Source organism: Klebsiella huaxiensis (assembly GCF_003261575.2).
In the GTDB taxonomy this organism is placed as follows: Bacteria; Pseudomonadota; Gammaproteobacteria; order Enterobacterales; family Enterobacteriaceae; genus Klebsiella; species Klebsiella huaxiensis.
In genome coordinates, this window is the sequence record NZ_CP036175.1 from 3,039,019 (window position 1) to 3,064,293 (window position 25,275).

Genomic DNA, 25,275 nt, shown 5'->3' on the forward strand with positions numbered 1-25,275 from the left:
GGTTTGGCTGAAAAAGTGTAGATGATTTTTGGCGATGCGGGACGTTCACATTTCACTGTGCGTTTGAAGGCACCAGATGCTTGATCGGAATGAGTGTCGTGTTACGTGATAATGAATCCATTTCATCAATAAAAATAGGCTCAACCGCATTGTTAAAAGTGGCCATTCAAGGTTATCTCAATGCCCATCTTGAGCAAAAAACCTATGTTTTTAATACGGTTAATAAAGCAGGGAGCCGTTTATGGCTCCTCATCACGCGTGATAGTCACCACTTCAGCACCTGACAGGTTAAAGCGCGGCAAAGATAAACAGCCCGGTGCTGAGAGTTTTAAACATAGGCTCATCTAACCAGACCCCGAGCGCGCAGAACTTCGCCAACCACCGGCGCGGCGGAAAAAGCATTGGGCCATCCCGCATAGAACGCCGCGTTAGTCACTATCTCGCCGGCCTCTTGCGCCGTAAGACCGTTGTCCATCGCCCGATTAAGATGATAGCCAATCTGCGCACTTTGCCCGGCAGCAATCAGCGCACTCACCGTTACCAGGCTGCGATCACGCGGCTTCAGCCCCGGTCTCTGCCACAGGTCAAGGAAAAGCGGATCGGTGGTGAACTTTACAAGCCCTGGGGAAATGGGGCCGACGCTCTTTTCTACCGTGGCCGAACGCTGGCTTTCAACCTCCTGGTTGAGGGGAAGCAGCGTCGGTGAGGCCGCCGCCAGCTGCTCTTGGCTAATACCACGAGCGGCAAAAATATCTTTCGTCACGGCGATGGCGGACATGGCGTTTGGCCAGCCGGAATAAAAGGCCAGGTGAGTAATCACCTCGGAGACTTCAGCCGGGGTGACCTCGTTATCGAGGGCGATTTCAATGTAATGCTTCAGCTCAGCGGGCTGATTGCGGGCAATAAGAATAGCGATGGTGACGATACTTCGGTCGCGCAGCGAGAGTTCATTTCTCTTCCAGAGATCCTCAGCCAGGACTTCATTGCCAAAACGTGCAAGCGCCGGGGAGACCGACTGAATATCCGTAGTCGACAATACGGATGGAGTAAATGGAGTCATATTGGTACCTCTTTTTTCTTCAGCACAGGCAGGATCGCCAAAAATAAGTGACATCGCAGCAACGGCAATAAAACCTTTCATGGTCAACTCCTTGTGGGCAAATTAATTTGAGAGTCTTTCCACTAGCTGACGCTGATACTCAGGCAACTGGCTGCGAGTGGCGCTCTGAAACACCAGCGGTGGAAGCCAGGTCATTCCAGTATGCAGGGCGCTGGCCTTCATCGGCATAAATACGTCGGCAAGGCTGACGCCAATTCGCCCGGACTCGCCGTAGGTCGTGTCGCCTCCTGCTGCGGTGGTCACAATCAGCATTTCCTTGCCCTGCCACGACCCTGGTCCCACGCTGCCCCAGGTATCGTTCATCCAGGCTTTCATCATCGGCGTAATGTTGAACCAGTGAGTGGGGAAAATGAAAACAATGCGCGAGTGTTCACGCATAAGGCGTCGCTCTTCATCGGCATTGATTTTTCGCGTGTCATAACCGTAAAGCGTCTCCAGATTACGCACGGTCACGCCGGGTACGCTTTGAGCTGCGGTCTCAAGACCTTTGGTCATGACCGATTGCTCCGGATAAGGGTGAGAAACAATCACCAGGGTTTTCGTCTCTGCAACCGCGCGGGTACTGACAGAGCCGATAAAAAAGATGGTGGCGGCCAAAAAGCAAAATAGTCCGGGGATACTGCGGTGTTGTAATTTCATTGAGGTCTCCTTCTCTTTTGCCTCAAGGGTAAGGCGTGCATTACGAAGGAGCCAGCCCCCGCTTATCGAATGGGGTTGTGAGTAATTTTCATCAATCAGGCTACAGGCCCAGCGGTTTTAACTCTCTGACAAGATCAATTAATAAGCGCAGCCCTGCGGGAAGCTGATGACGGCTGGAGTAATAGATATAGAACCCCGGCCCGGAAGAAGCCCAGTCGGTGAGGACCAGGCGCAGACGCCCTTCGCTGACGTACTGAGAAATCAGCGGTTCCGGGAGGTACATCAAACCGAATCCCTGCAATATTGCCACCACCCCGGTTTCCGCCTGATCGACCGTCAGCAAAGGGGGGACCTTTATGGTGAGCTGCTCATCACCGCGCTCAAACTCCCATTTATAAATACGATTATTCCCCAGCCGGTTGCTAACGCAGCGATGGTGATGCAGATCGTCTGGATGCTGAGGTTCTCCAAACCGCGCGAGATAGGCCGGAGACGCAGCGACAACCCAGCGAACATCGGCGGAGAGGCGCTGGGCCACCATATCCTCAGGTACTGTTCCACCGTAGCGGATCCCGGCATCAAAACGCTCTTCCGTCACATCAATAATGCGGTTGCTGGCGGCAATATCTAGTTCAATATCGGGATAGCGCTCAGCAAAAATCGGCAAAATGGGAGCCAGAAGCAGCGTGGCGGCTTCAACGGCGACGTTAAGCCGAATGCGTCCTGCGGGTGAGTCGCGGAACTGATTAAGCTGCTCGATCGCCGCATCGATCGAGGCTACCGGTTCGCTCACCGCGCAGGCCAGGCTCTCACCCGCCGCCGTTAGAGTGACGCTTTTGGTGGTGCGGTTCAGCAAACGTACGCCCAGTCGCGCCTCAAACCCCTTCAGGGCGTGGCTGAGCGTCGAGGCGCTGACGCCAAGCTCGATGGCTGCCTTGCTAAAACTGTGATGGCGTGCGATGGCGCAAAAATAGATAAGATCGGCCATATCGGCACGGTTCAAATTCATACGGTCTCGCTAACGTGGTAGAAAATCAGCTGAAAAAACCACGGTACCTCGACTTGATGCATTGAAGCAATGTGCTGTTTTACGTTTGTGCTGACGAGAAAAATCACAATGATCGACTCTTTTGCGGTTAGCCGCAGTGACCGACAACATCGCCGACCTGTTGAGATGCATGCGTACAGTAGTGTAAAAATTGATGGAGCGCGCTGAGTGAAATGCACACTGTGGCGGTATTTACCAGTGGGTGAAAACCTAGTAGTCCCTGTTCATCAACCGAGGCATCAATCAGCACCTTAATTTTATGAGCCGGATCGTTTAGCAGTGCAAAGGGAGTAACCTCGCCTGGCTCCAGCCCGATAAGTTGCTTTAGCTCACCAGGCGTTGCCAGAGAGAGACGGGAGTCACCAATTTCTCTGGCTAATGCCTTGAGATCGGCCCTCTTTTCACCATCGAGAATATAAAGATAGAAATGGCGTCCACTGCTGTTTTTTAAGAGCATATTTTTAAGCAGTTGCGCAGGGAGCTTAACCGCATGGTGCTCTCGATCGCTGACGCTGTTCATTGCCGGATGTTCAATATAACGATAATCGATATGCAGATTATTAAGTAGCTGAAGTAATTTATCCCGATTCACAACTTATATATCCATTTGGCGCGACCAGAGATCCAGACGCATTAGTATCGATAAACGGCTTCGATATTGTAGCCATCGGGGTCGAGAACGTATGCAGAGTAGTAGCCGCCGCCGTACTGGGGCCGTAGACCGGGCAAACCGTTGTCACGGCCACCTGCTTTCAGAGCGGCGTGATAAAACGCCACGACTTCTTCTTCTGAATGCGCACGAAAGGCAATATGGGTTCGGGGTACATAGGGGATCCCGACGGTTATCCAGAAGGTTTCCGCCGCCAACTCCAGTCCGGTCTTTTGTAAATTGCCAAACCCCACCCGCTCGCCCGGTGGAGCTTTACTGATCCCGAGGCCCAGGGCCGAGAGCGCCGAGGTATAGAAAACTTTACTACGTTCAAAATGGGTCACGGTGATGCCGGTATGATCGAACATGAATTTCTCCCTGAAAATAAGCAAGATGTTCCTTTACTGTGAGTTACCCGCAAGAGTCATGCTCAGAGTATTCACAGTTATTATGATAATACCCGTTTAGCATGCAACAGACTGTGATACTACGGACATCCTGACCAGTGCCTTCAGCTAATCAACGCTTGCTGCCCTTGCGCTAATATTGCAAAATCGAGCAACAAAATCACCCTGAAAACACCATTCGAGCAATATTGAGCACATGAATGATTAGTCCTCTCTGAAGGTATCGGCGTGATGCCAACTGAGTACAGGGAAGCCTTACGATCTTACGACAAGGAACATCAATGCACGCTTCTGCTCCAAATGCCAGCCAGTCCCTGGCAACACGTATCGCATTTTTCATTTCAGGCTTTGCCACCGCAACCTGGGCGGTGATCGTGCCATTCGCCAAAAGTAACACGGCAGTTAACGACGCCATGCTCGGTACCCTGCTGCTGTGCCTGGGGATGGGCGCGCTTATTGCCATGCCGTTGACCGGCATACTGACCAGTCGCTACGGTTGTCGTCGGGTGATTGTGTCGTCAGTGGCTATCGTTATCGTGTCCATGCCTTTGCTGGCCATCATTAGCGATGCCCGGCTGCTCGGTTTTATGCTGCTGATATTTGGTGTAGGCATCGGCGTGACGGACTGTGCCATGAATATTCAGGCGATTATCGTCGAACGCCAGGCAAACAAACCGTTAATGTCCGGCTTTCATGGGATGTACAGCGTCGGGGGAATTGCCGGTGCCGGGGTGATGACTCTCCTGCTGACCGCCGGACTTGCCGTCCTCTCCGCCACCATCACTGTTGCACTGATCGTCACCGGGCTGTTACTCATCTGTACCAAAGGTCTTTTACCGTGGGCCAACCCGTCCAGCGGACCTGCATTTGCTATCCCGCGAGGCATCGTGTTGTTGATCGGCATAATCTGCTTTGCGGTCTTTCTGGCCGAAGGCACGGTGCTCGACTGGAGCGCCGTCTTTCTCACCGAAGTTCGCGGCATGCCGGAAAACCTGGGCGGGTTAGGTTTTGCCTTCTTTGCGATAGCGATGACCGCAGTCCGCCTGAGCGGCGACCGCCTTATCACTCGCCTCGGCTTTGTACCGGTGGTATTTGGCGGTTCCATTCTGGCCGCCATCGGTTTTTGCCTGGTGACGTTTGTCCCCGCCTGGTCGCTGTCGCTGCTTGGCTACGTGCTGGTCGGCGCAGGCTGCGCCAATATTGTCCCGGCGATGTTCTCAGCCGTGGGACGTCAGCAGGTCATGCCACAGTCCGTAGCCGTTCCTGCGATTACCACCATGGGGTATCTGGGCGTACTGGCGGGGCCTGCCTTGATTGGTTATGTCGCGCATCTTAGCTCATTGACCTATGCGTTTATTTTTATCACTGTGTTGATGCTTATCGTTGCTGCAATGTCGCGCACGGTTGCGCCGGAAAGGTAGACATATACACGGCGACAACCAGCAGCGGGAAACCATCCGGACTGGCAGACTTCAAACCTGACGCTCTGACCCAGTTCAGGATGGTTCTCAATTTCTGACAAACTCATTTTTATCCAACAGAGGTGCGTTTATGTTACCTGATTACGATAAAGCCACCGTTCTGTTGCACGAAATCTATGGCATCAATGCGCAATGAGCTGGAGTAAAGCCGTCTGTGCCCTGTCGAATGTTCAATGCACAGCACGGCTTTTGTGATGCCGATAGCCAGGCGTGGGACGCATGCCTTGCGCAGCAGGCAGACGAAGACGCGGAACTATTCATATCCCTTATTCAGCAGAAACAGGAGGCATGATGCATCAGGCATTTCACTGGATTAACGAACCGACAACATGGGCCGATAAGGATGGCGTCCTCAGCGTGGTAACCGACGCGCAAACTGACTTCTGGCGTGAAACCTGGTACGGGTTTGAGCGCTTTTCCGGGCATATATACGCAACGGAAGTCTCCGGCGATTTCACCTTCCAGGTTCGGGTACGCGCTGATTTCGACACTCTGTATGACCAGGCGGGGATTATGGTGATGCAGGATGAGCGACATTGGCTTAAGGCGGGTATTGAGTATAACGACGGTGCACCCGCCATCGGCAGCGTACTGACGCTGGGGAAATCAGACTGGGCAACTGGCAACTATTCAGGAGATCCCCGAGAGTTCTGGTTGCGCCTGACCCGCCGAGGGGAAGCGCTACGCTTGCAATATTCCACGGACGGTCACCATTGGCCGCTGCTGCGCCTGTGCCCTTTTCCAACCGGGACGGCAAAGGTCGGTGTGATGTGCTGTACGCCGCAACGCAGCGGACTCAAGGTCGATTTCCACGATCTTTCGCTGCTGCCGCCGAATGATAAAGATTTGCACGACCTGAGCTGAGACGCAGGGAGGGATCCCTCCCGCCTCTACTTCTACTCAAATGTCATAACGATCGAATCAAAATCAATCGTCCATTTATAGTGTCTGAGGAATTCACAGATAAGAGCCCGTGCTGATTAATCACGATCGATGTAGAATTTTTGACCCGCCGGACCCCGCGTCACCGCCATTACTGCTAGATTGGCATGTCACTCAGACAAAAATCCAGGAGGCTCCATGTTTTCCTATGTCATGCTTGGCACCAACGATCTGCCCCGTGCTATCCGTTTTTACGACCCGCTGATGGAAATGCTGGGACACCCACAGAGCGGTCGGAGCGATGAAGGCGCATCGTGGGGGACATTCAGCGAAAACCGCGCCACCGGCCTGTGCGTTGGCAAACCGTTTAACCAACAGCAGGCAACAACCGGCAACGGCGTGATGGTTGCGCTGAATGCGCGTTCCGTTGAGCACATTCAGCAGCTTTATACGTTGGCGCTAAGCCTGGGGGGAACCGATGAAGGGGCACCCGGACACCGCCCGCAGTACGGTGAAGGTTTCTATAGCACCTACGTCAGAGACCCCGACGGCAATAAGCTGGCGTTCGTTTATTATGCTGATGTGCATTAAGCACGCAAAACCAGGCCCCTCTTCCTGACGCGCTTTGTATCGCATCAACCTTCAGGAAACATTCCCGATGTAAACGCCGCTCTCATCGCTGCAACCTCTTTTTCCTGCGCCGCGTCTAACGCGGCCAGCATATTGCAGGTAAAATCGACAAAACCGACGCCGTTGGCAGTCACCAGGTTGCCGTCACGCACGGAAGGGACATTCTGGTATCGCGCTTCGCCACGATAGGCTGACCCCGCTCTGCCCTGGAGATAGGCCAGGCCGTTTGATGTATGAGCAGCCTCATTGAGAAAACCGTTGGCACCTAAAAATGCCGATGCATCACAAATAGCCCCAACCACTAACTGCCGGGCAAGCGCCTGTTCGACCAGAGGTATCACTCGCAGTGCCTCTTCGCCCCACCAGTTAAGCCCGCCAACCAACACGAGGGCGGCGTAATCTTCTGGAATCGTCTGGAAGGTATAGTCCGGCAGGCAACGAACCCCACCGATAGAGGTGACAGGCCCCTCATCCGGTGCGACGATTTTAACGTCATATTGCGTTTCCCATACGCCAAACCCCCGACGTAACCCCGGCGCTAATAATGCAAACTCCCAGTCGGCATACTCTGGGATCAGCACAAACAACACTTCCTTGCGGGTATCCATAGACATCGTTCTCTCCTTTGTAAACACAGATTCCGCCGTCACGGCGTTCGGATTGCCTGGCGTCGCTCTTGCAATCGACGCGATTAGCGTGTTGTTACACACGCTAAAACTGTATAAATACCCAGTAAAAAAGGCAAGGTCATTTTTCCTCTCACGGCAACCAGAGTCAATTTTTGCGAGGCAGCTCCCCGGATAGAATAACTATCCGGGGTACTGGCTATTTTCTCCTCAGGTCAGATCCTGCAGACAATGGAATACGCCTGTGAGCCAGGAGAACTTCCGCAGCGATATAAAGCGTATATCCTTCTGGCCTTAATCTTCGTGCTTTCAACGTCTTCAACGTAATACCCGCAATATCTCCCGAATCAAGGTGCTTGCGGATTTCGTTGCCGCTCAGGCCCAGATGACTGCGCAGTACCGCCAGCAAGCTGACCTGAAAAGTACGTTCCAGTCTGACTCTTACCCAAACGCGAGAAGTGCGAAGAAGGCTGATTTGCCACCGCTCTTCAACAACGAATTCAGGCGAACCTGATAGCGTTGCGCCGTTGCGCCGTAGAACCTGCAGATCGTGAGAATAGTGCTGAACGGCAGATTCAGCGTTAGCGATAAGTTGCCCATAGAGTTGCGGATTGATTTTGCCGATCGGCAAACGAGAGAACAGGCTGATATTCCAGGTGCAGGCACAGCGCACGCACTTATAGATACTCCAGACATCCAGTACCTTTTTTTGCGAATTGATCCGGAAGGCTCCGGAAGGCGTGAAATCCTGCGCCCCATGACATGAGGGGCAGCGTTTGCTAATCAGCTGGTAGCCCACAGGACTGACGTTCCATGTGACTTTCATGGTAACCCTTTTTTTAACCCATACAAAAGCGGATCCGTCTATAACGGACCGTGATTTTTTGCGATGTGAAAAATATTTAGAGGATATTTTTCAGTGGGTTAAAAAAAGATTTCCAACGCGACGACCCTGTCTGACTGCGAATGAATAGGCCAAGAGTAACAAAATGATTGAGCATTCAATCATGCATGAAATCAATAAATATCAAATTTCATTCACAAATCACCTTGATTACATCTTGTTCACAAAACGAGAAACTGCTCACTGATCTAACAAACCTAAACGTTTATGTTTTACATCATAAACGTTTAGGTCAACAGAATAATCGTTTATACCCGTCATCCTTCAAGTTGCATGTGCGTTGGCTTTCCTCGCTCACCCCAGTCACTTACTGGAGTAAGCTCCTGAGGATTCACTCCGTCGCCGCCTTCCTGCAACTCGAATTATTTAGGGTATATATCACCAGTTGATACGCATAAAGATAGAGAGTGGCAAATGCGAAAAGCGACAATGCGGGACGTCAGTGAGGCAACAGGATTCTCAATGTTTACCGTCTCACGTGCGCTAAACGGCGGAGATGGCGTTGCGGATGACAGTCGGGAACTGATACTCAAAGTGGCACGGGAACTTGGCTATGTCCCTAATCGTGCAGCCCAGGCGCTACGCCGTTCCAGCAGGGATTCCGTGGCGGTTATCACCGCACACGCCTCAAACTCTTACTACCTTAACCTGATGTCCGGGATTCAGAATATGCTGCAACCTTCGCAATGGACCGTGGTCCTTGGGGATATTGCGGTAAACGGTATCTACGATCGGCCCCAGGAAGATCGCATGATTAACCGTCTGATCGAATCCCGAATGGCGGGCATCATTTCGACGGTGACGCTCCATCCGGAGAGCCTGAGTCTGCTGGCTAAATGGGATATTCCGGTGGTTTTTGTCGATTCCCCTCCTCGGGGCGATCATAGTTTTCCCAGCGTGACCACCGATAATTATCATGCCAGCCTGTTAGTGGGGGAACATCTGGCGCAGCACGAATATAAAAACTGGCTGCTGCTTATCTACCCTGAACGCTGGACGACACGCTTTGAACGCGAACGCGGGATCCGCGAATCGGCAGAACGCTGCGGCGCAACGCTGCGGGTGCTAGAAACCGAAAACGACGCGCATTCAGCTTCTGAAAAACTGAGTCAATACCTCGATAGCCAGGCGCAGTTGCCCGACGTACTTATTGCCGGTAACAACCCTATTCTGCTGGGGTCGCTTCAACAGCTTCAGCAACGGCAAATAGCCATTCCCGACGATATAGCCCTTATTGGCTATGACGAATTTGACTGGGCGCCGCTGTTAAATCCACCGCTCACTGTACTGAATGAAAATAGTGAAGAAATTGGCAAACAGGCTGCAGAAATGCTGATCCGATTAATAAAAGAAGAAGGAAAAGGAGACACCACAACGCAACTCAGAGTGCCCGCCGAGCTGGTTGTTCGTCAGTCCTGCGGCTGTAGCAAAACTAATAAGAAATAAAAGACACATTTTCATCTATTTAAATAATGGCTGAGCGTTCAGCCAATATTACAAAACAACATCAGGGGATTATTTCTGAGGTTCCCCCATACCTGGCCGTACCGTCATACAACGAGATAATTACAGGAGCAGAACATGACTAAACTTCGCAAAGCATGGCTGGCTGTCGCGGTTACAGCGGTCATCGCCACCATGACCGGTTTTTCTCCCACCGCCAGCGCCGCGTCGCAGGAGGGCAAAAAAATTGCCCGTATTGGACTAATGGTGCAGGACATGTCTAACCCGTTCTTTTCGGCAATGGAGAGAAATGCTAAGCAAGCCGCTGGTGAGATTGGTGCCTCCATTAACGTACAAGACGCGCAGGTCGATTTGGCAAATCAGAACACCCAGATTGATGCGTTTATTCAGCAAAAAATGGATCTCATTATTATCTCTGCGGTTGACGAGTCCGGGATTGAGCCTGCAATTCAAAGGGCAAAAGCCGCGGGCATCATCGTTATTGCGGTCGATACGCCCGCTAAAGGTGCTGACGCCGCCATCATGACCAACGCCATCCAGGCCGGAGAAACCTCTTGTGAATATCTGTTCAGCCAGATGGGCGGCAAAGGCAAAGTGCTGCTGGTTGATGGAACGCCGATCCAGACGATTATCGACCGTATTAAAGGGTGTAAAAACGTCGCTAAAAAATACCCGGATATCAAAATTGTCGGTCAGCAGGCATCGCGCAACGACCGTGCTTCCGGCCTGATGGTCACCACAGATATGCTCACCGCCAACCCGGATGTCTCCGGTATTTTCGGCATGAACGATCCCTCTGCTCTGGGCGCCGTTCTGGCCGTTGAACAGGCGGGCAAGGCAAGCACAATCAAAGTCACTGGCGTAGACGGCAGCCCGGAAGCAGTTGATGAGCTAAAACGCAGTGGCTCACCGTTTATCGGTACCGCAACGCAAAACCCTGGAGAAATGGTACGCCAGGCCATATCCCTTGCTCAGGATATCGTGGCGAATAAACCCGTACCTTCCCATACCATTTTAATCCCCAGCGTACTGGTCACGCGCGATAACGTGGATAGCTATCCGGGTTGGTAAAAACATCACTTTAAGATGCGATAAACGGGATGAATCTCAGGTTCATCCCGGAGGGTAAAGACAATGACCGACAGATCATCACAACCCCTGCTCCGGCTTGAGGGGATCTCAAAACGCTACGGCGCGACGTTGGCGCTGAACCACGTACGTTTTGATTTATTTGCCGGAGAGGTTCACGCCCTGATGGGTGAAAACGGGGCGGGTAAATCCACGCTGATGAAAATTCTTTCCGGAAATGAGCAGCGCGACAGCGGAGCTATTTTTAAGGATGGGCATGAGATTGATATACGTACACCTCGTGATGCCCGCAAGCAAGGTATCGCCATTATCCACCAGGAGCTGAATACGGTTGCGGATATGACGGTGGCGGAAAATCTGTTTCTCGGTCAGGAGCCTACGACCTTTGCCGGTATTCTCGACCGAAAACGGATGTACCGGGAAGCAAAGCATAAGCTGGATCGCATTAATGCGGATATTGACCCGCATGCACCGCTTGGGTCGCTCAGTATCGGGCGCCAGCAAATGGTGGAAATCGCCCGCGCCGTCAGTGAAAACGCCAAAGTGCTCGTGCTGGATGAGCCGACAGCGGCCCTGTCGCGAACGGAAACGCTGCAATTATTTCGCTTGATTGAACAGATGCGTCAGGATGGCGTCGGGATGGTCTATATCTCACACCGCATGGAGGAAGTATGGCAGTTGGCCAATCGGGTAACGGTGTTCCGCGATGGCACCTGGATCGGCACGGAAACCATGGGCAGCGTCTCCACCACTGATATCGTGCGCATGATGGTGGGAAGGCAAATTGTCGACTTGTATCAACACGAACCCCGCACGCCTGGGGATGTGCTGCTGGATGTCAGAGAACTGGCGGGTAGCGCAACCGGCCCGGTAACTTTTGATGTCAGGGCGGGAGAAGTGGTCAGCATGTCCGGGCTGGTCGGTTCCGGGCGCACCGAAGTCGCCCGGCTATTATTCGGTGCCGATCCGCGAACCCACGGTAGCGTGCATATTGATGGCAAGGCGATCCATCCTTCAGACCCTACCGCCGCCATCGCAGAAGGTATTGGGATGGTGACTGAAGACCGAAAAACGCAGGGACTGTTCCTGGGGCACTCGGTTGAGCACAACATTGATATCAGCTCTCTCGATAACTTTGTCGCCAGCGGCGTCGTCAAACGTCAATCCATCCGTACGGCGGTTCTCAAACAGATGCGCAGACTACGGTTGCGAGAAAATGCAGTCGAGCTGCCGGTCAGCGCCCTGTCCGGCGGCAACCAACAAAAAGCGGCGCTGGCACGTTGGCTGCTACGCGACTCACGGTTGCTGATCCTCGATGAACCCACGCGCGGCGTCGATATTGGCGCGAAAAGAGAAATATACGAACTGATCGACAAGCTCGCCCGCGCCGGGAAAGCCATTCTGGTTATCTCTTCCGATCTGCCCGAAGCCATCGGGATCAGCGACCGAGTACTGGTCATGCGCGCTGGCCGTATCGTTCACCAGTTACCTTCACATTCAGCAACGGAAGAAGAAGTGATGCTGCACGCAACAGGAACCTTCACCAGTCAACCCGGAGAATGCCATGGACCACAATAAACCAGTGACGGAACTGCCGGTCAACGCGCCGTTTGATTTTGCAAAATGGTGGGATCGGGTGGGGATCCTGATCGTTCTGCTGGTACTGCTGATTCTGATGTCGACCTTTGCCCCTAACTTCAATCGGGTCGATAACTTGTTGAATATTGCCAGATCGATTTCCGTTAACGCCATCCTGGCAGCAGGCATGACCTTCGTGATTTTAACCAGCGGCATTGATTTATCCGTCGGTTCCATCGTTGCCGTTTCCGGCGTGGTCTCGGTCGTTGCTGCGATGGCCGGTATCCCGGCACCGTTGGCGATTCTGGCTGGCGTCGGCGTCGGCGCGCTCTGCGGGCTGCTCAATGGCGTCCTGTCCGCTTATCTCGCCCTCGCCCCCTTCATTGTGACCCTCGGCACGATGACGTTTCTGCGCGGTATGGCCTACACCATTACCGAAGGACAACCGATTGTTTCAAGTAGTCTCAGCTTCCGCGAACTGGGGAATGGTTATATCGCCGGTATCCCTGTTCCGGTGATTATCATGCTGGTGGTTTATCTGCTGGCGTGGTTCATCCTTGAGCGTACCCGATTCGGGCGTCATATCTATGCCGTCGGCGGCAACGCTCAGGCTGCTCGTCTTGCCGGTGTACGGGTGAAACGTGTTCTTGCCGCCGTCTATATGATTGCCGGTGTTTGCGCAGGTTTAGCTGGCATTATCTTTGCCGCGAGGGTCATCTCCGCCCAACCTACCGCCGGGACAGGCTATGAACTGGACGCGATTGCGGCGGTCGTCCTGGGGGGCACCAGCCTTGCCGGTGGACGCGGGCGGATTATCGGCACCCTGATAGGCTCAGTGATCCTTGGCGTACTTAGCACCGGGCTGATCCTGCTGAGCGTCCCCTTCTTCACCCAACTTTTAATCAAAGGCATCGTCATCATACTCGCCGTGGCGATAGACGGGCTGAAGCAGCATCCGGAGCTGTTCACCTTCTGGCGGAAAAAAGAGATCGCCCGACCACGCTAACTTTCCATGACGCTTTGTTTATCCGCCGCTCAGGCGGCGGGTTTTCGCTTGCTTAAATTCTGATGGAGTATATGGCCATGACATACCAAATTACGCTAAAAGATCCGCTCAACGGCCTTCGGGATCATGAACCCATTACGTTCACTATCCCGGACATTTTGCCAGAACCGTTGTGGTGGGCCACTGCCGAAACGGGAGAGCGGATCCTTTGCCAACGGCTTAACCATTCAGTGGGGGAAAATAGTACAACGTTCATCGCTACGGTCAGCTTTACCGGCACGCTTCGTTTACGACTTGAGCGTCCTTGCACTGATGCCGAAACCCGTGAGGCCACGGGCATTCAAAAACTGGACGGTAAAGAGGCAGATTGCTTTGCCCGTCTTAATACCGGCTGCTTTGATCTGGAAATGTGCCGGGGAACCGCTCAGGGGGTGGGTTCATCCAAGTGGGGTCTGCGCCACTTCCGCCGCCAGGAGGACAACATCGAACTTCTTCCTTCCGGAAATAATGCCATCGGCGGATTTTACGGCCCGTTCTTTACCCCCGAAAACGGCCTGATTAACCCGCCTGAACATACCCTCGTTGATATTGAAACGATCGAAGAAGGTCCGGTCTATCATCACTATCGAATGCATGGAACGATCCCCGATGGCTTATTGCCGGAACTGCGTGGTAAGCGCTTTTCTATTGACTGGAAGTTCAGCTGGAATACCCCGTGGTTTCAGCGCCGCTACTGCGTAGATGATTTTTCAACCGTGATTAACGGACGCTCGGTGACCAATAAAATTACCGTTGGCGACGAGTTTGAAAGCGGCCCCGGAAAGCTGGTATTCGATCGCTTCGCCGCTCACGGCGGCACCCGCTATCGCGCAGGCGACCCCTACGCCGAAGAACTGGTCGCGATGGTCGCCCATACCGTCACTACCTCAGAGAATCAAAGCCCGAAATTTGCCGAATTCCGCGAACAACTTAGCGATATGGCGTCTGCCCACTGGGATCTTTACTGGCGAATGTTCTGTCGCTGGGAGAACGTGCTCGATGAAACTGAGATCCGTGAAAGGCTTGGCTTAGTCCGCGCCAGAGCGCACCTCAGGGCCGATCTGAATGAACGGGAGTGGATACTCACCGATTCGCCTGTGGATGTTTCTGCCGTGCCCGATGAAACCATTTTTCCCGGTCCGGCCAGTAAAACCGTTGAATATGATTCAGCAAGCGGCCGGGCAATGATCTGGTGGACTTCTCAACCCTCCGGCGCTTTTCAGATAGTCCAGCGCCGTCAGTCAGGATGGGTCAACTGGGGAAGTAACGGCGAAAACGAGTGCCCAGAACTGCCTGTCGGGGTTGATATCAAAACTGCCTGCGGAATATTTGCCGATAACTGGATGCATATTGCCAATCAACTGGAAACGCCGCCGTACATATCAGTGAGCAAAGGAGACGACCAATGATCCTGTGCTGTGGAGAAGCCTTAATCGATATGCTGCCCTGTCGAACCCGCGAGAATGCCTCTGCATTTATTCCTTGCGTCGGCGGTGCGGCGTTTAATACCGCGATCGCATTGGGTCGCCAGGGAATGCCGGTGAGCCTGTTTTCCGGTCTCTCAAATGACTTTATGGGCGATTTGCTGCGTCAGTCTCTTGAAGCTTCCGGGGTTGATTTCTCACCTTCCACTCGAGCGCCGCTGCCGACGACGCTGGCCTTCGTCAGGCTGGTACATGGACAGGCACGCTATACCTTTTACGATGAAAACAGCGCGGGCAGAATGCTGGCAGAAAGCGATCTGCCTAATTTGGGGGACGACGTTACCGCCGTTTTATTCGGCTGCATCAGCCTGATAGCTGAACCGTGCGGCAGCGTTTATGAATCATTGATGGTGAGAGAAGCCCCGCGCCGGGTGATGTTTCTCGACCCCAATATCCGTGAAATTTTTATCCAGGACCAGGAGAAGCATCTGGCCCGTATGATGCGGATGATAGCGCTGGCGGATATTGTCAAACTGTCAGATGAAGACCTTGCCTGGTTTGGCGAGCGCGCAAGCGAAGATGAGGTTATTGCCCGCTGGCTGACGTTGGGTCCAAAACTTATCGTTGTCACCCGTGGTGCGGATGGTGCTGATGCGTGGACGGCTAACTTCAAACTGCATGTTCCCGGCGTCAGCGTGCACGTTGCTGACACCGTCGGTGCCGGAGATACGGTCAATGCCGGGATTTTAGCCAGCCTGTCTCAGGCGCAATGTCTTGAGAAAAGTAAATTAGTGACACTGTCACGTGAGCAGGTGCGTCATGCCGTTGACCTCGGTATGCGGGCGGCGGCAGTGACGGTCTCAAGGCCAGGTGCGAATCCACCGTGGGATCACGAGCTGTGAATCCATTTGGATGCTGATGATGACCTGCGAGATGGCTCACACGCAGGTCATCTGGCCATTTTCGCCATATAATTTGCGTCGAGGTAATTGAATGAAACCTAAACCACTCTAATTTATTTATGGATATTGTCGTCTGATTTATTAATATCAGGTACGTGTACATTTGTCGTCTGAGTCGACATCATTTTTAGGGACAGGATGTCATTAATGAAAAAGAGAAAATGGTTCGCATACCTACGTGACACATCAATTCCGCAACACAAATTTCGTCTGGTGAAATGGCTTGCATTTATTGCTACATTGTTATTTCTGGCGCAGGTTGCGCTCGAAACACTCCTGTTATCTGAATAAACCAATATTTTCAGCCACACATTTCACCTCAGATTAACCTTAATGAAATATTGTGATGAATCTCTCATTTTCTAAACAAACGCTGGACAGTAAGATCGTAAGCATGTTAGTAATTTAATCAAGCAGGAGAACGGATTTAAATTAAACAGAATTTAAAGCCTTCCCAATAAGCTAAAAAAATTTAATTGATAATGGTTTGGATTACTGAACGGTTATCAAAAGGGTAAGTGAATCGAAAGCCCTCAGAGACGAAAGTCTCTGAGGGCTTTTTTTGTTTTTCTATCTCAGGAGTAAAAAATGTCTAAAGAACGTCGTCTCTCTCGCATTTTCGCAAAAGATGGTAAATCAGTCACTCTGGCACTGGATGGCTACTATTTTTCAACCAAAACAAATGGTATTGATAATACAATAAACCAGCTCCCTACCCTGGTGGAGAGTGGTTTGGATTGTGCGCTGGTTACTTATGGCATGCTCAAAAATTTCCGCGAGGTTTTCAATTGCGTTCCCGTTGTATTACGCGTCGATAGCACGGTGAGTATTTTTGATAATACCGTTCCCGATACGACTCCGGTTTTTTCCATCGAAGATGCACTGAAAGTCGGTGCCGAAGGCGTGGTTTGCATGACCTTCCCCGGTGCATTCAATGAAGAGAAAACGCACATTATGGCGATGCAGCTGGCGCAGGCCGCTGACCGCTGGAACGTACCGCTGATCGTTGAATCTCTACCGTACGGCTACCCCGTCACCAGCGATGACTCCAACAACCCGGCCATTATCGCCGCCTCGGCGCGCATCGCTGTTGAGCTTGGCGCTGATGTTATCAAAACGCGCTTCACTGGTACTGCGGATGACCGACTGATTGTTGAAGCAAGCGGCGTGCCGGTACTGGCGCTCGGTGGACCAAAAACCGGTATTGATGGTTACTTCAAGTTTGTCGAGCACTGCATGCAGGTTGGCGCAAAAGGCGTAGCTGTGGGCCGTAATATTACTCAGGACCCGCAGCCCGCAAAAGTAGTAGCAGGTCTGAATGCCATTATCCATGAAAATGCCACAGCGGAAGATGCATACAGCCTCTACATGGCTTAATCACACGGATACTAATATGTTTTTAAATAACACCATCATACCTTCAGTCAGAAAATACAGACATTTTGAACAGGCGTTAGCCTGCCCTTCAGAATATGTACTGTTATCAGAAGCGAATATCGGAAATTTGCAATCTCTGATTGGCAAATGCCATCAAAGTGGCAAGAAAGTCCTTATTCACCTGGAGTTGCTGGGGGGTTTTAAGCCAGACCAGTCGGGGATCAGTTTGTTAAAAAATTACTACAAGGTTGATGGTGTTATTTCGTCCAATCTCTCGGCCCTACGATTTGCCAAAAAAGAGGGATTGTTAACAATCTTTCGGGTGTTGCTTATCGATTCGCGTTCGCTGGACCAGTCCATCGATATTGTTAAACATAACCCGCCGGATGCCATTGAGATCTTACCTGCTGAATATGCCTGCCAGTGTCTGGAATTGATTAGCCGAAATTTAAAAGGCTTTGATGTGATGTTCATCGCCGGAGGCTTTGTTAAGCGGAAATACCTTGTCGATAAAATATTCCATGCCGGATTTAAGGGTATCACCACCAGCGAACCCGGATTATGGTAACTAATAAGGAGTTCACGCAAATGAACCAACAATATGTCATGGGTATTGATAATGGCGGCACCGTGACCAAAGCGGCTATTTATGACCGCCGCGGTAACGTGGTGGCCATCGCCTCAAAATCAACGCAAATGCTAACGCCAAAGGAATTTCATACCGAGCGCGATATCAACGAACTGTGGGCGGCAAACGTTGAAGTGATTAAAAAAGCTATTGCCCAGTCCGGTATCGACGCCAGCCAGATTACAGGCGTGGCGGTGACCGGCCACGGCAACGGGCTGTATATGGTGGACGAAACCGGTACGCCGGTACGTAACGGGATTATTTCCACCGACAGCCGGGCGAAAGCGTACGTTGACAAGTGGTACCATGAACCAACGTTCTTGACCGATATATTGCCAAAAACCATGCAGTCAATCTGGGCCGGGCAGCCCGTTGCCCTTCTCGCCTGGCTAAAAGAGCACGAGCCTGAAACGCTGAGTAAGGCGCACTACATTTTTATGGTCAAGGATCTGATTCGTTTTTATCTGACTGGTGACGCCTTCCTCGAACTCACCGATATCTCAGGCACCAACCTGATCAACGTCCGCGACCGTGATTATGATTCATCGCTGCTGGCCTGGTGGGGGCTCGCCGAGCTTCGCGACAAACTCCCGCCGATTAAGCTTTCCACAGATTGCTGCGGCTATATTACCGACGAAGTGGCCCGATTAACTGGGTTATGCGCGGGAACGCCGGTCTCCGGCGGCGTCTTTGATATCTCAGCTTCATCCGTCGCTTCCGGTATCAATACTCTGGATAAGCTGGCGATCATCACCGGGACCTGGAGCATCAACGAATACGTGACCGACCATCCCGTTATCGATAAAGATCTGTTTATGACCTCTATCTACCCGATTGAGGGCAAATGGTTAATCACCGAGGCCAGCCCGACTTCCGCCAGCAATCTTGAGTGGTTTATCAATAACTTTATGGAAGGTGACCGCACAACCGCTGCGGCGCAGGGATCATCGGTCTATGAGCTGTGCAATGAACTGGTCTCTACAACCACCGCCGATGAAAGCCACTTGCTGTTCTTCCCGTTTGTATTTGGATCCAACACCATCCCGGATGCTTCAGCGGGTTTTATCGGACTCAATAGTTTCCATAAAAAGGCGCATTTCCTGCGCGCAATCTACGAAGGCGTCGCGTTCAGTCATCTTTATCACACCGAGCGTTTACGCAATATCAACCCAAATTTAAGCCGCACCATTCGCATTGCGGGCGGCGTCACCAACTCCCCGGTCTGGCTACAGGTCTTTGCCGACATTTTCCAGTCCACTCTGGAGATTGTTGACGTTAAAGAGCACGGCACGCTAGGCACCGCAATGACCGCAGCAGTGATGGTTGGCTGGTTTGATGATGTCTTTGCCGCCTCAAACGAGATGGTTCACGTTTCGCGAACCGTCACCCCTAATCCGGACAACAACAAGGTCTATCAGGATAAGTATCAGCTCTACAAAAACCTGTTATCGGAAATGCAGTCTCCGTGGAAAAGCTGCAGCAACTACATCACGCATTGAGTGAGGAAAGTATGGATCTGAATTTACACCATCGCACGGCTATCGTTACCGGCGGCGCAACGGGCCTGGGCAAAGAGTTTGTCCTCTCGCTGGCCAAAGAGGGAGTCAACATCTGCTTCACGTATATGCGTGATGAAGAGTGCCCGGAACAGTTGGTCGAAACGGTGAAAAGCATCTCCAACGTCGAGATTATTGCGGTTAAAACCGATCTTTCCGCTGAGCAAAGCCGGGAGAATCTGTTCGCCACCTGCATTGAGGAGTTGGGTAATGCCGATATTCTGGTGAACAACGCCGGGATCTGGCTGAGTGGCTATGTCACCGAAATCACTCCGCAGGACTGGGACAAGGTGATGAATGTCAATCTGAAGGCGGTCTTCCACTTAAGCCAGCTGTTTGTGAATCACTGTCTGAGTAAAGATCAGGCGGGCAGCATTCTGAACATTACTTCGCAGGCGGCCTTCCACGGCTCAACCACCGGTCATGCCCATTATGCGGCCAGTAAAGCGGGCCTGGTGGCCTTTTCTATCTCGCTGGCGCGTGAAGTGGCAAAACAAAAAATCAATGTTAACAACATCGCCGTCGGCATCATGGATACCGCGATGATCCGTAAAAACATTGAACAAAATCCTGACTATTACGTCAGCCGTATTCCGGTGGGCCGGGTGGCCCAACCGCAGGAAATTGCCGACATTGGGGTCTTCATGGTTTCTCCTAAAACCAGCTATATGACGGGAGCAACTCTGGATGTCACCGGCGGTATGTTGATGCGTTAATTTATGGAGAATCATTATGAAATGTCTGGCAATTGCCGATCTTTTTATCAATACAGCGATGATGGACGCTGGTCTGAAAGCGCTTAAAGATAAAGGTATCGAGGTGGAAGTTCGCGAATGGTCGCATGCATCAATCGAAAAGCTACAGGAGGACAATTTACAAGTTGAGCAACAAGGTGCTGAAGCGGTGGCATTGCCCGCCGCCCTGCTCCAGGGGGCAGAGGACGTTGAGATCCTGATAACTCAGTTCGCCCCGGTTAATGCAGCAGTTTTCGACAAACTGCCAAAGCTCAAGTATGTGGGCGTGCTGCGCGGCGGAATTGAAAACGTCAACCAGGCAGTGGCGAATACGCGCGGAATTGAGGTCATGAACACGCCGGGGCGCAACGCCCGCAGCGTGGCGGAGTTTACCGTCGGCATGATCCTGGCGGAAATGCGCAATATCGCCCGTTCACACGACGCGCTGCGCGATAAATTCTGGCGCAAAGACAGCCCTAACCACCAGGCCATTCCTGAACTGGGCGGTAAAGTGGTCGGTCTGGTTGGGCTGGGGCACATCGCCCAACTGGTCGCCGGGTTCCTGCGCGGTTTCGGCAGCGAGATTATCTTTTACGACAAATACGTCTCCGGGCACGATTGCTATGAAAAGGTGGATTCGCTGGACGAACTGGTTCAGCGGGCGGATGTCGTGTCGCTACACGCCCGCATGACGCCGGAAACCGAAAACCTGATCAACGCCCATCATTTTGAGCTAATGAAACCGAGCGCCATTATTGTCAACACAGCACGCTCTGGGTTAATCAACGAACAGGATCTGATTGCCGCACTTCAGGCAGGAAAAATTATGGGCGCGGCATTGGATACTTTTGATGATGAACCTTTGCCGGACGCTAGCGCGTTTTATACGTTGAATAACGTCACGATAACGCCGCATATTGCCGGTAGCACGATTGACGCATTCAGCAATTCGCCAAAGTTATTTTCTGAGATCTTATTAAAGAAACTCGGCTAAGTATTAAAAGAACCGATTAAGATTTTTATACGGCCCATTGGGCACGGGTTCGCTCGTGCCCAATTCAGCCGCCTGTTTAAGGAATCATTATGGATATTATCAACAGCATTATTAGTCTGGGGGCATCAGTAATGATGCCAGTAATATTCTTTATAATCGCACTTTGTTTTGGGGTAAAAGTCGGCACCGCATTTAAAGCCGGGATGCTTGTGGGGATCGGCTTTGAAGGGGTTGGTCTGGTGATTGGTCTGCTGTTAACCAACATCGGCCCGGCCTCGCAGGCGATGGTAGAGCGCGTCGGCCTGCAGCTAACGGTGGTGGATACTGGCTGGCCGACCGCTTCGACCATCGGTTGGGGTTCGCCGCTGATGCTGCCGGTGGTAGTCGGTTTTATCGTTATCAATATCGCCATGCTGCTGCTCAAACTCACCAAAACGGTCAATATCGATATATTCAACTACTGGATTTTCCTGATTATGGGATCGGTAGTGTATGCCGGAACCGGTAACTACTGGCTCTCAGTCGGTATTACTTTCGGTATATTTGTCTTAACCCTGCTGGCTGCAGATTTAACCGCGCCATATTTACAAAAAAACTATAATCTTAAAGGGATTTCTTTTCCCCATCTTACCTGTATAACCTATGTCCCGTTTGGTATTGCCTGTAACTATATTATTGATAAGATCCCGCTGATCAATAAAATTAATTTCGACCCGGAGAGCATTAATAAGAAATTCGGCGTCTTTGGTGAACCACTGACCCTGGGCTTCGTGCTGGGACTGCTGCTGGCCTTCCTTGCTGGATACGATGTTTCAGCTGCGGTGTCGCTGGCGATTAAAGTTTCAGCCGCTATGCTGCTGCTACCAAAAATGATCGAAATTTTAGTTCAGGGTTTACTGATCGTTCGCGATGCCGCTGAAGCTAAGCTGAAGGCTAAGTTCCCTAACCGCGATTTCTATATCGGGATGGATACCGCGCTGCTCATAGGCGAGCCTTCGGTGCTGGCGACCGGGCTGCTGTTGATCCCAATGGCGGTAGTGCTGTCAATTATCCTGCCGGGCAACCGCGTGCTGCCGTTTGTCGACCTGGCCTCGCTGATGTTCCTGCTGGCAATGGTTACGCCGTTCTGTAAACGCAATATGTTCCGCATGTTTATTACCGGTACGTTGGTGATAACCTGCATTTTGTACGTCGGGACGGATATTTCGAAAGAGTACACCCAGGCAGCGGTCAACTCTAATATTCCGGTGCCGGAAGGGATGTCCGAAATCACTAATATCGTTGGAGGCGCAACCACCCCGGTTGGCTGGCTGGCGGTGAAGTTCGGTGAGTTTTTCAGTACTGCGCCTTAAATTCCCCTTCTCTCCCTGCCCGGCGCTGGAAACGGCGTCGGGTTTTTTATCGACCTGCTTTCCCCAAAAAAATGCCTGCCAGGAGGGTTAGCTGGCAGGCATTGTACGATAAAACGCGTGACTTAGAACTGGTAGGTCACGCCCACGGCAACGATGTTGTCGGTGCTGATACCAGCAACATCTTTGGTGAACGTGCTGTCATCCAGCAGGTTGATTTTATAGTCCACGTAGGTAGACATGTTTTTATTGAAGTAGTAAGTCGCGCCTACATCAATGTATTCAACCAGATCCTGGTCGCCGTAGCGGCCCAGATCTTTACCTTTTGATTTCAGGTAGGCGATGGATGGACGCAGACCAAAATCGAACTGATACTGGGCAACCACTTCAAAGTTTTGCGCGGTATTAGCAATATAGTTGCTACCAAACTTGGTCATATTGTGGGTTTCAGCATAGGTCGTCGCCAGGTAGATGTTGTTGGCGTCATACTTCAGGCCGGCAGCCCAAACTTCTGCTTTTTCACCACGAGCATAGAGGCTCGGGTTATTACGACCCGCGCTCACCTGAGCATCGGTACGGTCGGAAGCCGCATAGGCCGCACCTACGCTAAATCCTTCGTACTCATAGGAAGAGGACATACCCCAACCATCACCGTGTTGTTTAGCCAGAGAGCGGTCGCCTTCTTCCTTACCCTGGTACTGTACGGCAAAGTTCAGGCCATCCACCAGGCCAAAGAACCCGTTGTTACGGTAGGTAGCCACGCCGGTAGTACGCGCGGTTGCGAAGACGTCGGTCTGCGTCCAGGTGTCACCACCGAACTCAGGCAGCATATCGGTCCAGCCGCCGATGTCATACGCGACGCCGTAGTTACGACCATAGTCCAGAGAACCATACTCGCCAAACTTCAGGCCCGCGAACGCGAGACGCGTTTTGTCTCCGGAATTGTCACCTTCAACGTTATTGGCGCTGAAGTTATATTCCCACTGGCCGTAACCGGTCAGTTGATCGGTGATTTGCGTTTCACCTTTAAAGCCCAGACGCGCGTAGGTCTGGTCGCCATCTTCACCTTTATCGCTAGAGAAATAATGCAGGCCGGTCACTTTCCCGTAGAGGTCGAGTTTGTTTCCGTCCTTGTTATACACTTCAGCTGCGTGCAAAGTTCCTGCAGCAAGAAGTGTAGAGACGGCCACTGTTAGTAATTTTAATTTCATATTATTTCGTCCCTAACTATTATTTATTAAAAAATATCAAATCTCAGATGCCTTCTGAGCGGAACCATTATGCGATAATTCTCAAGATGACTTGAAATGAAAAGTTCCTTGTTTTTATACCAAAAACTGTAATTGTGACGGAGGCGGTGGTTGTTAATTGACGCACGTCAATTAATCGTATTACCAAAATGCAATTATTCTGAATCGGAATCATTTCAACCTGCAAAAGCAGAATATTCAACCAGAATACAGATATTCACATAAGTAAATTCTAACGATAAGATAAATTAAACATTCAATTTTGTTAAATTGGAATTAAATCAATACGTTATGATTTAAACTTTGACTTAGAAAAATCCTACATATAAACGATTCAATTCGCCATGTTAGTTTTCAAACGGTATATTAGGATTTTTCTACCCTGATTTGATTTCGTCTGATTTTTATTGCCTGTTTTATTTTTGGTTTTTTACAAAACATCAAAAAAATATACCGTCGCTGTTTAATGTTTGTTTAGTATTTCTGTGAAAGAGACGTCAGTGACAGTATTTTTAAGGGATGGCTTGAGTAATGAATAAATTTAGTCCAGAAAATTATCCGGGAGATTATCTTAATCAGAATATAATGGGGACGAGTGTGCTGAGACTGGTAGAGGAACTCAGTCGTTCCCTGGAACTTTGGCCAGGCATGCGTATTCTCGCTCAGGGTTGTGGTACGGGGATGTCATCAATGTATCTGGCAACCGAATTTGGCGTCGAAGTTGTGGCAGCGGATTTGTGGGTTAACGCTGATGATAATGCCCGTCGCTTCGCGTCCGCTGGCATGGAGAGATGAAGAGACGGGCAAGCAGTTGCGTTTTATTCAAATGATCGGTCATGTTATTAAATAAATAACCAACACATATTGGGTAGGTCTTTCTGCCGGGTAACGGCTAACGCCTTATCCGGCCTACAACACCACAATATCAACATATTATGCGGTAGTCGTAGGTCCGGACAGGCGCGCACTTTTATTCGCCAATATTCCGTTTTTCAACCAGCAGCACATGCTGCGTCGCCATGACGCACTCGTTGCGCTGATTCACGGCCTCCAGCTTTTCCGTCACAAAGCCGTATTTCTCATTACGCGGGTGATCTTTCATTTCACTAATAGAAATATTGACCCGAATGGTGTCGCCAATAAAAACCGGGTACGGGAAACGTAACTTTTCATAGCCATAGGTCATGGCTTTAGAATTAATAACACCAGCCGTCATTCCTACGGCAACGGCAAACGTTAAGGTGCCATGAGCAATACGCTGGCCAAAAGGTTGAGTTTTACACCACTCGGCGTCCATATGATGAGGATAAAAATCCCCGGTTTGTCCGGCATGAATAACAATATCGCTTTCAGTAATAGTACGTCCCGTAGTTGTCCGGCATTCAGACAGAGAGAAATCTTCGAAATATTTATCGATAAACATAATTCTTACCTCGACA

General features: G+C 51.2%; 26 protein-coding genes. 17 read left to right on the plus strand and 9 right to left on the minus strand.

The genetic code is table 11. From position 1 onward, the window contains the following. Positions 1–89: 89 nt before the first annotated feature. A complete protein-coding gene (locus DA718_RS14605) occupies positions 90–284 on the plus strand; it encodes a hypothetical protein (protein ID WP_130624381.1) in 195 nt (64 codons plus the stop codon). Positions 285–340: 56 nt separating this feature from the next. On the opposite strand, the gene DA718_RS14610 is transcribed toward DA718_RS14605, so the two are convergent. The 5 genes from DA718_RS14610 to DA718_RS14630 form a co-directional block, all read right to left on the minus strand. Further along, the gene (locus tag DA718_RS14610) at positions 341–1,141 is read right to left on the minus strand and encodes a carboxymuconolactone decarboxylase family protein (RefSeq protein WP_112214951.1); all 801 of its coding nucleotides are present in this window, start codon (positions 1,139–1,141) and stop codon (positions 341–343) included. A 21-nt stretch (positions 1,142–1,162) separates the two neighbouring features. Further along, positions 1,163–1,759, minus strand: a complete 597-nt coding sequence (locus DA718_RS14615; RefSeq protein WP_112214952.1) for an NAD(P)H-dependent oxidoreductase — start codon at positions 1,757–1,759, stop codon at positions 1,163–1,165. Between the two features lie 100 nt (positions 1,760–1,859). Further along, positions 1,860–2,768: a LysR family transcriptional regulator gene (locus DA718_RS14620; protein ID WP_112214953.1), complete on the minus strand. Its 909-nt coding sequence runs from the start codon at positions 2,766–2,768 to the stop codon at positions 1,860–1,862. Positions 2,769–2,895: 127 nt separating this feature from the next. Then, complete coding sequence (locus DA718_RS14625) at positions 2,896–3,399, minus strand: prolyl-tRNA synthetase associated domain-containing protein (protein WP_110274648.1); 504 nt, start codon at positions 3,397–3,399, stop codon at positions 2,896–2,898. Positions 3,400–3,440: 41 nt separating this feature from the next. Beyond that, positions 3,441–3,824 (minus strand): VOC family protein, encoded by a 384-nt coding sequence (locus DA718_RS14630; protein ID WP_112214954.1) that lies wholly within the window; start codon positions 3,822–3,824, stop codon positions 3,441–3,443. Positions 3,825–4,144: 320 nt separating this feature from the next. Here DA718_RS14630 and DA718_RS14635 point away from each other — a divergent pair, with 320 nt between their 5' ends. The 3 genes from DA718_RS14635 (at position 4,145) to DA718_RS14650 (ending at position 6,817) form a co-directional block, all read left to right on the plus strand. Then, entirely contained in the window at positions 4,145–5,284 is a 1,140-nt protein-coding gene (locus tag DA718_RS14635; RefSeq protein WP_112214955.1) for an MFS transporter, read from the plus strand. A gap of 351 nt (positions 5,285–5,635) precedes the next feature. After that, complete coding sequence (locus DA718_RS14645; protein ID WP_112214956.1) at positions 5,636–6,208, plus strand: DUF1349 domain-containing protein; 573 nt, start codon at positions 5,636–5,638, stop codon at positions 6,206–6,208. A gap of 216 nt (positions 6,209–6,424) precedes the next feature. Continuing rightward, positions 6,425–6,817 (plus strand): VOC family protein, encoded by a 393-nt coding sequence (locus DA718_RS14650; protein WP_112214957.1) that lies wholly within the window; start codon positions 6,425–6,427, stop codon positions 6,815–6,817. Positions 6,818–6,861: 44 nt separating this feature from the next. Here DA718_RS14650 and DA718_RS14655 read toward each other — a convergent pair whose 3' ends face one another. Further along, on the minus strand, positions 6,862–7,464 hold the full coding sequence (locus DA718_RS14655) for a DJ-1/PfpI family protein (protein WP_112215022.1): 603 nt from the start codon (positions 7,462–7,464) through the stop codon (positions 6,862–6,864). Positions 7,465–7,681: 217 nt separating this feature from the next. Further along, positions 7,682–8,308: a DUF1062 domain-containing protein gene (locus DA718_RS14660; RefSeq protein WP_112214958.1), complete on the minus strand. Its 627-nt coding sequence runs from the start codon at positions 8,306–8,308 to the stop codon at positions 7,682–7,684. A gap of 492 nt (positions 8,309–8,800) precedes the next feature. Between DA718_RS14660 and DA718_RS14665 the strand changes: the two genes are divergently transcribed. The 12 genes from DA718_RS14665 to DA718_RS14720 all read left to right on the plus strand — a co-directional run bounded on the left by DA718_RS14665 (position 8,801) and on the right by DA718_RS14720 (position 22,589). Beyond that, positions 8,801–9,832, plus strand: coding sequence for a LacI family DNA-binding transcriptional regulator (locus DA718_RS14665; protein ID WP_112214959.1), 1,032 nt, complete (start codon positions 8,801–8,803; stop codon positions 9,830–9,832). Between the two features lie 135 nt (positions 9,833–9,967). Beyond that, a complete protein-coding gene (locus DA718_RS14670) occupies positions 9,968–10,921 on the plus strand; it encodes an ABC transporter substrate-binding protein (RefSeq protein ID WP_112214960.1) in 954 nt (317 codons plus the stop codon). A 63-nt stretch (positions 10,922–10,984) separates the two neighbouring features. Next, complete coding sequence (locus tag DA718_RS14675; RefSeq protein WP_112214961.1) at positions 10,985–12,517, plus strand: sugar ABC transporter ATP-binding protein; 1,533 nt, start codon at positions 10,985–10,987, stop codon at positions 12,515–12,517. Next, positions 12,504–13,523: an ABC transporter permease subunit gene (locus tag DA718_RS14680; RefSeq protein WP_110274656.1), complete on the plus strand. Its 1,020-nt coding sequence runs from the start codon at positions 12,504–12,506 to the stop codon at positions 13,521–13,523. Before DA718_RS14675 ends, DA718_RS14680 begins: the two co-directional genes overlap by 14 nt. Before the next feature lie 77 nt (positions 13,524–13,600). Next, positions 13,601–14,971, plus strand: coding sequence for a hypothetical protein (locus DA718_RS14685; RefSeq protein WP_112215023.1), 1,371 nt, complete (start codon positions 13,601–13,603; stop codon positions 14,969–14,971). Further along, on the plus strand, positions 14,968–15,888 hold the full coding sequence (locus DA718_RS14690) for a carbohydrate kinase family protein (protein WP_112214962.1): 921 nt from the start codon (positions 14,968–14,970) through the stop codon (positions 15,886–15,888). Before DA718_RS14685 ends, DA718_RS14690 begins: the two co-directional genes overlap by 4 nt. Positions 15,889–16,536: 648 nt before the next feature. Further along, positions 16,537–17,325, plus strand: coding sequence for a class I fructose-bisphosphate aldolase (locus tag DA718_RS14695; protein WP_112214963.1), 789 nt, complete (start codon positions 16,537–16,539; stop codon positions 17,323–17,325). 16 nt (positions 17,326–17,341) lie between these two features. Next, positions 17,342–17,893 (plus strand): glycerol-3-phosphate responsive antiterminator, encoded by a 552-nt coding sequence (locus DA718_RS14700; protein WP_112214964.1) that lies wholly within the window; start codon positions 17,342–17,344, stop codon positions 17,891–17,893. Between the two features lie 20 nt (positions 17,894–17,913). After that, complete coding sequence (locus DA718_RS14705; RefSeq protein ID WP_112214965.1) at positions 17,914–19,452, plus strand: FGGY-family carbohydrate kinase; 1,539 nt, start codon at positions 17,914–17,916, stop codon at positions 19,450–19,452. Positions 19,453–19,463: 11 nt separating this feature from the next. Continuing rightward, on the plus strand, positions 19,464–20,225 hold the full coding sequence (locus tag DA718_RS14710; protein WP_112214966.1) for an SDR family NAD(P)-dependent oxidoreductase: 762 nt from the start codon (positions 19,464–19,466) through the stop codon (positions 20,223–20,225). A gap of 16 nt (positions 20,226–20,241) precedes the next feature. After that, complete coding sequence (locus DA718_RS14715) at positions 20,242–21,237, plus strand: 2-hydroxyacid dehydrogenase (RefSeq protein WP_112214967.1); 996 nt, start codon at positions 20,242–20,244, stop codon at positions 21,235–21,237. Positions 21,238–21,326: 89 nt separating this feature from the next. Further along, positions 21,327–22,589, plus strand: coding sequence for a PTS galactitol transporter subunit IIC (locus tag DA718_RS14720; protein ID WP_112214968.1), 1,263 nt, complete (start codon positions 21,327–21,329; stop codon positions 22,587–22,589). A gap of 122 nt (positions 22,590–22,711) precedes the next feature. Here DA718_RS14720 and ompC read toward each other — a convergent pair whose 3' ends face one another. Next, positions 22,712–23,797, minus strand: a complete 1,086-nt coding sequence (gene ompC, locus DA718_RS14725) for a porin OmpC (RefSeq protein WP_112214969.1) — start codon at positions 23,795–23,797, stop codon at positions 22,712–22,714. Between the two features lie 636 nt (positions 23,798–24,433). On the opposite strand from ompC, the gene DA718_RS14730 reads away from it, so the two are divergent. Further along, positions 24,434–24,631, plus strand: a complete 198-nt coding sequence (locus DA718_RS14730) for an SAM-dependent methyltransferase (protein WP_227016008.1) — start codon at positions 24,434–24,436, stop codon at positions 24,629–24,631. Positions 24,632–24,806: 175 nt separating this feature from the next. Here DA718_RS14730 and DA718_RS14735 read toward each other — a convergent pair whose 3' ends face one another. Further along, positions 24,807–25,259 (minus strand): MaoC/PaaZ C-terminal domain-containing protein, encoded by a 453-nt coding sequence (locus DA718_RS14735; protein ID WP_112214970.1) that lies wholly within the window; start codon positions 25,257–25,259, stop codon positions 24,807–24,809. Positions 25,260–25,275 lie beyond the last annotated feature (16 nt).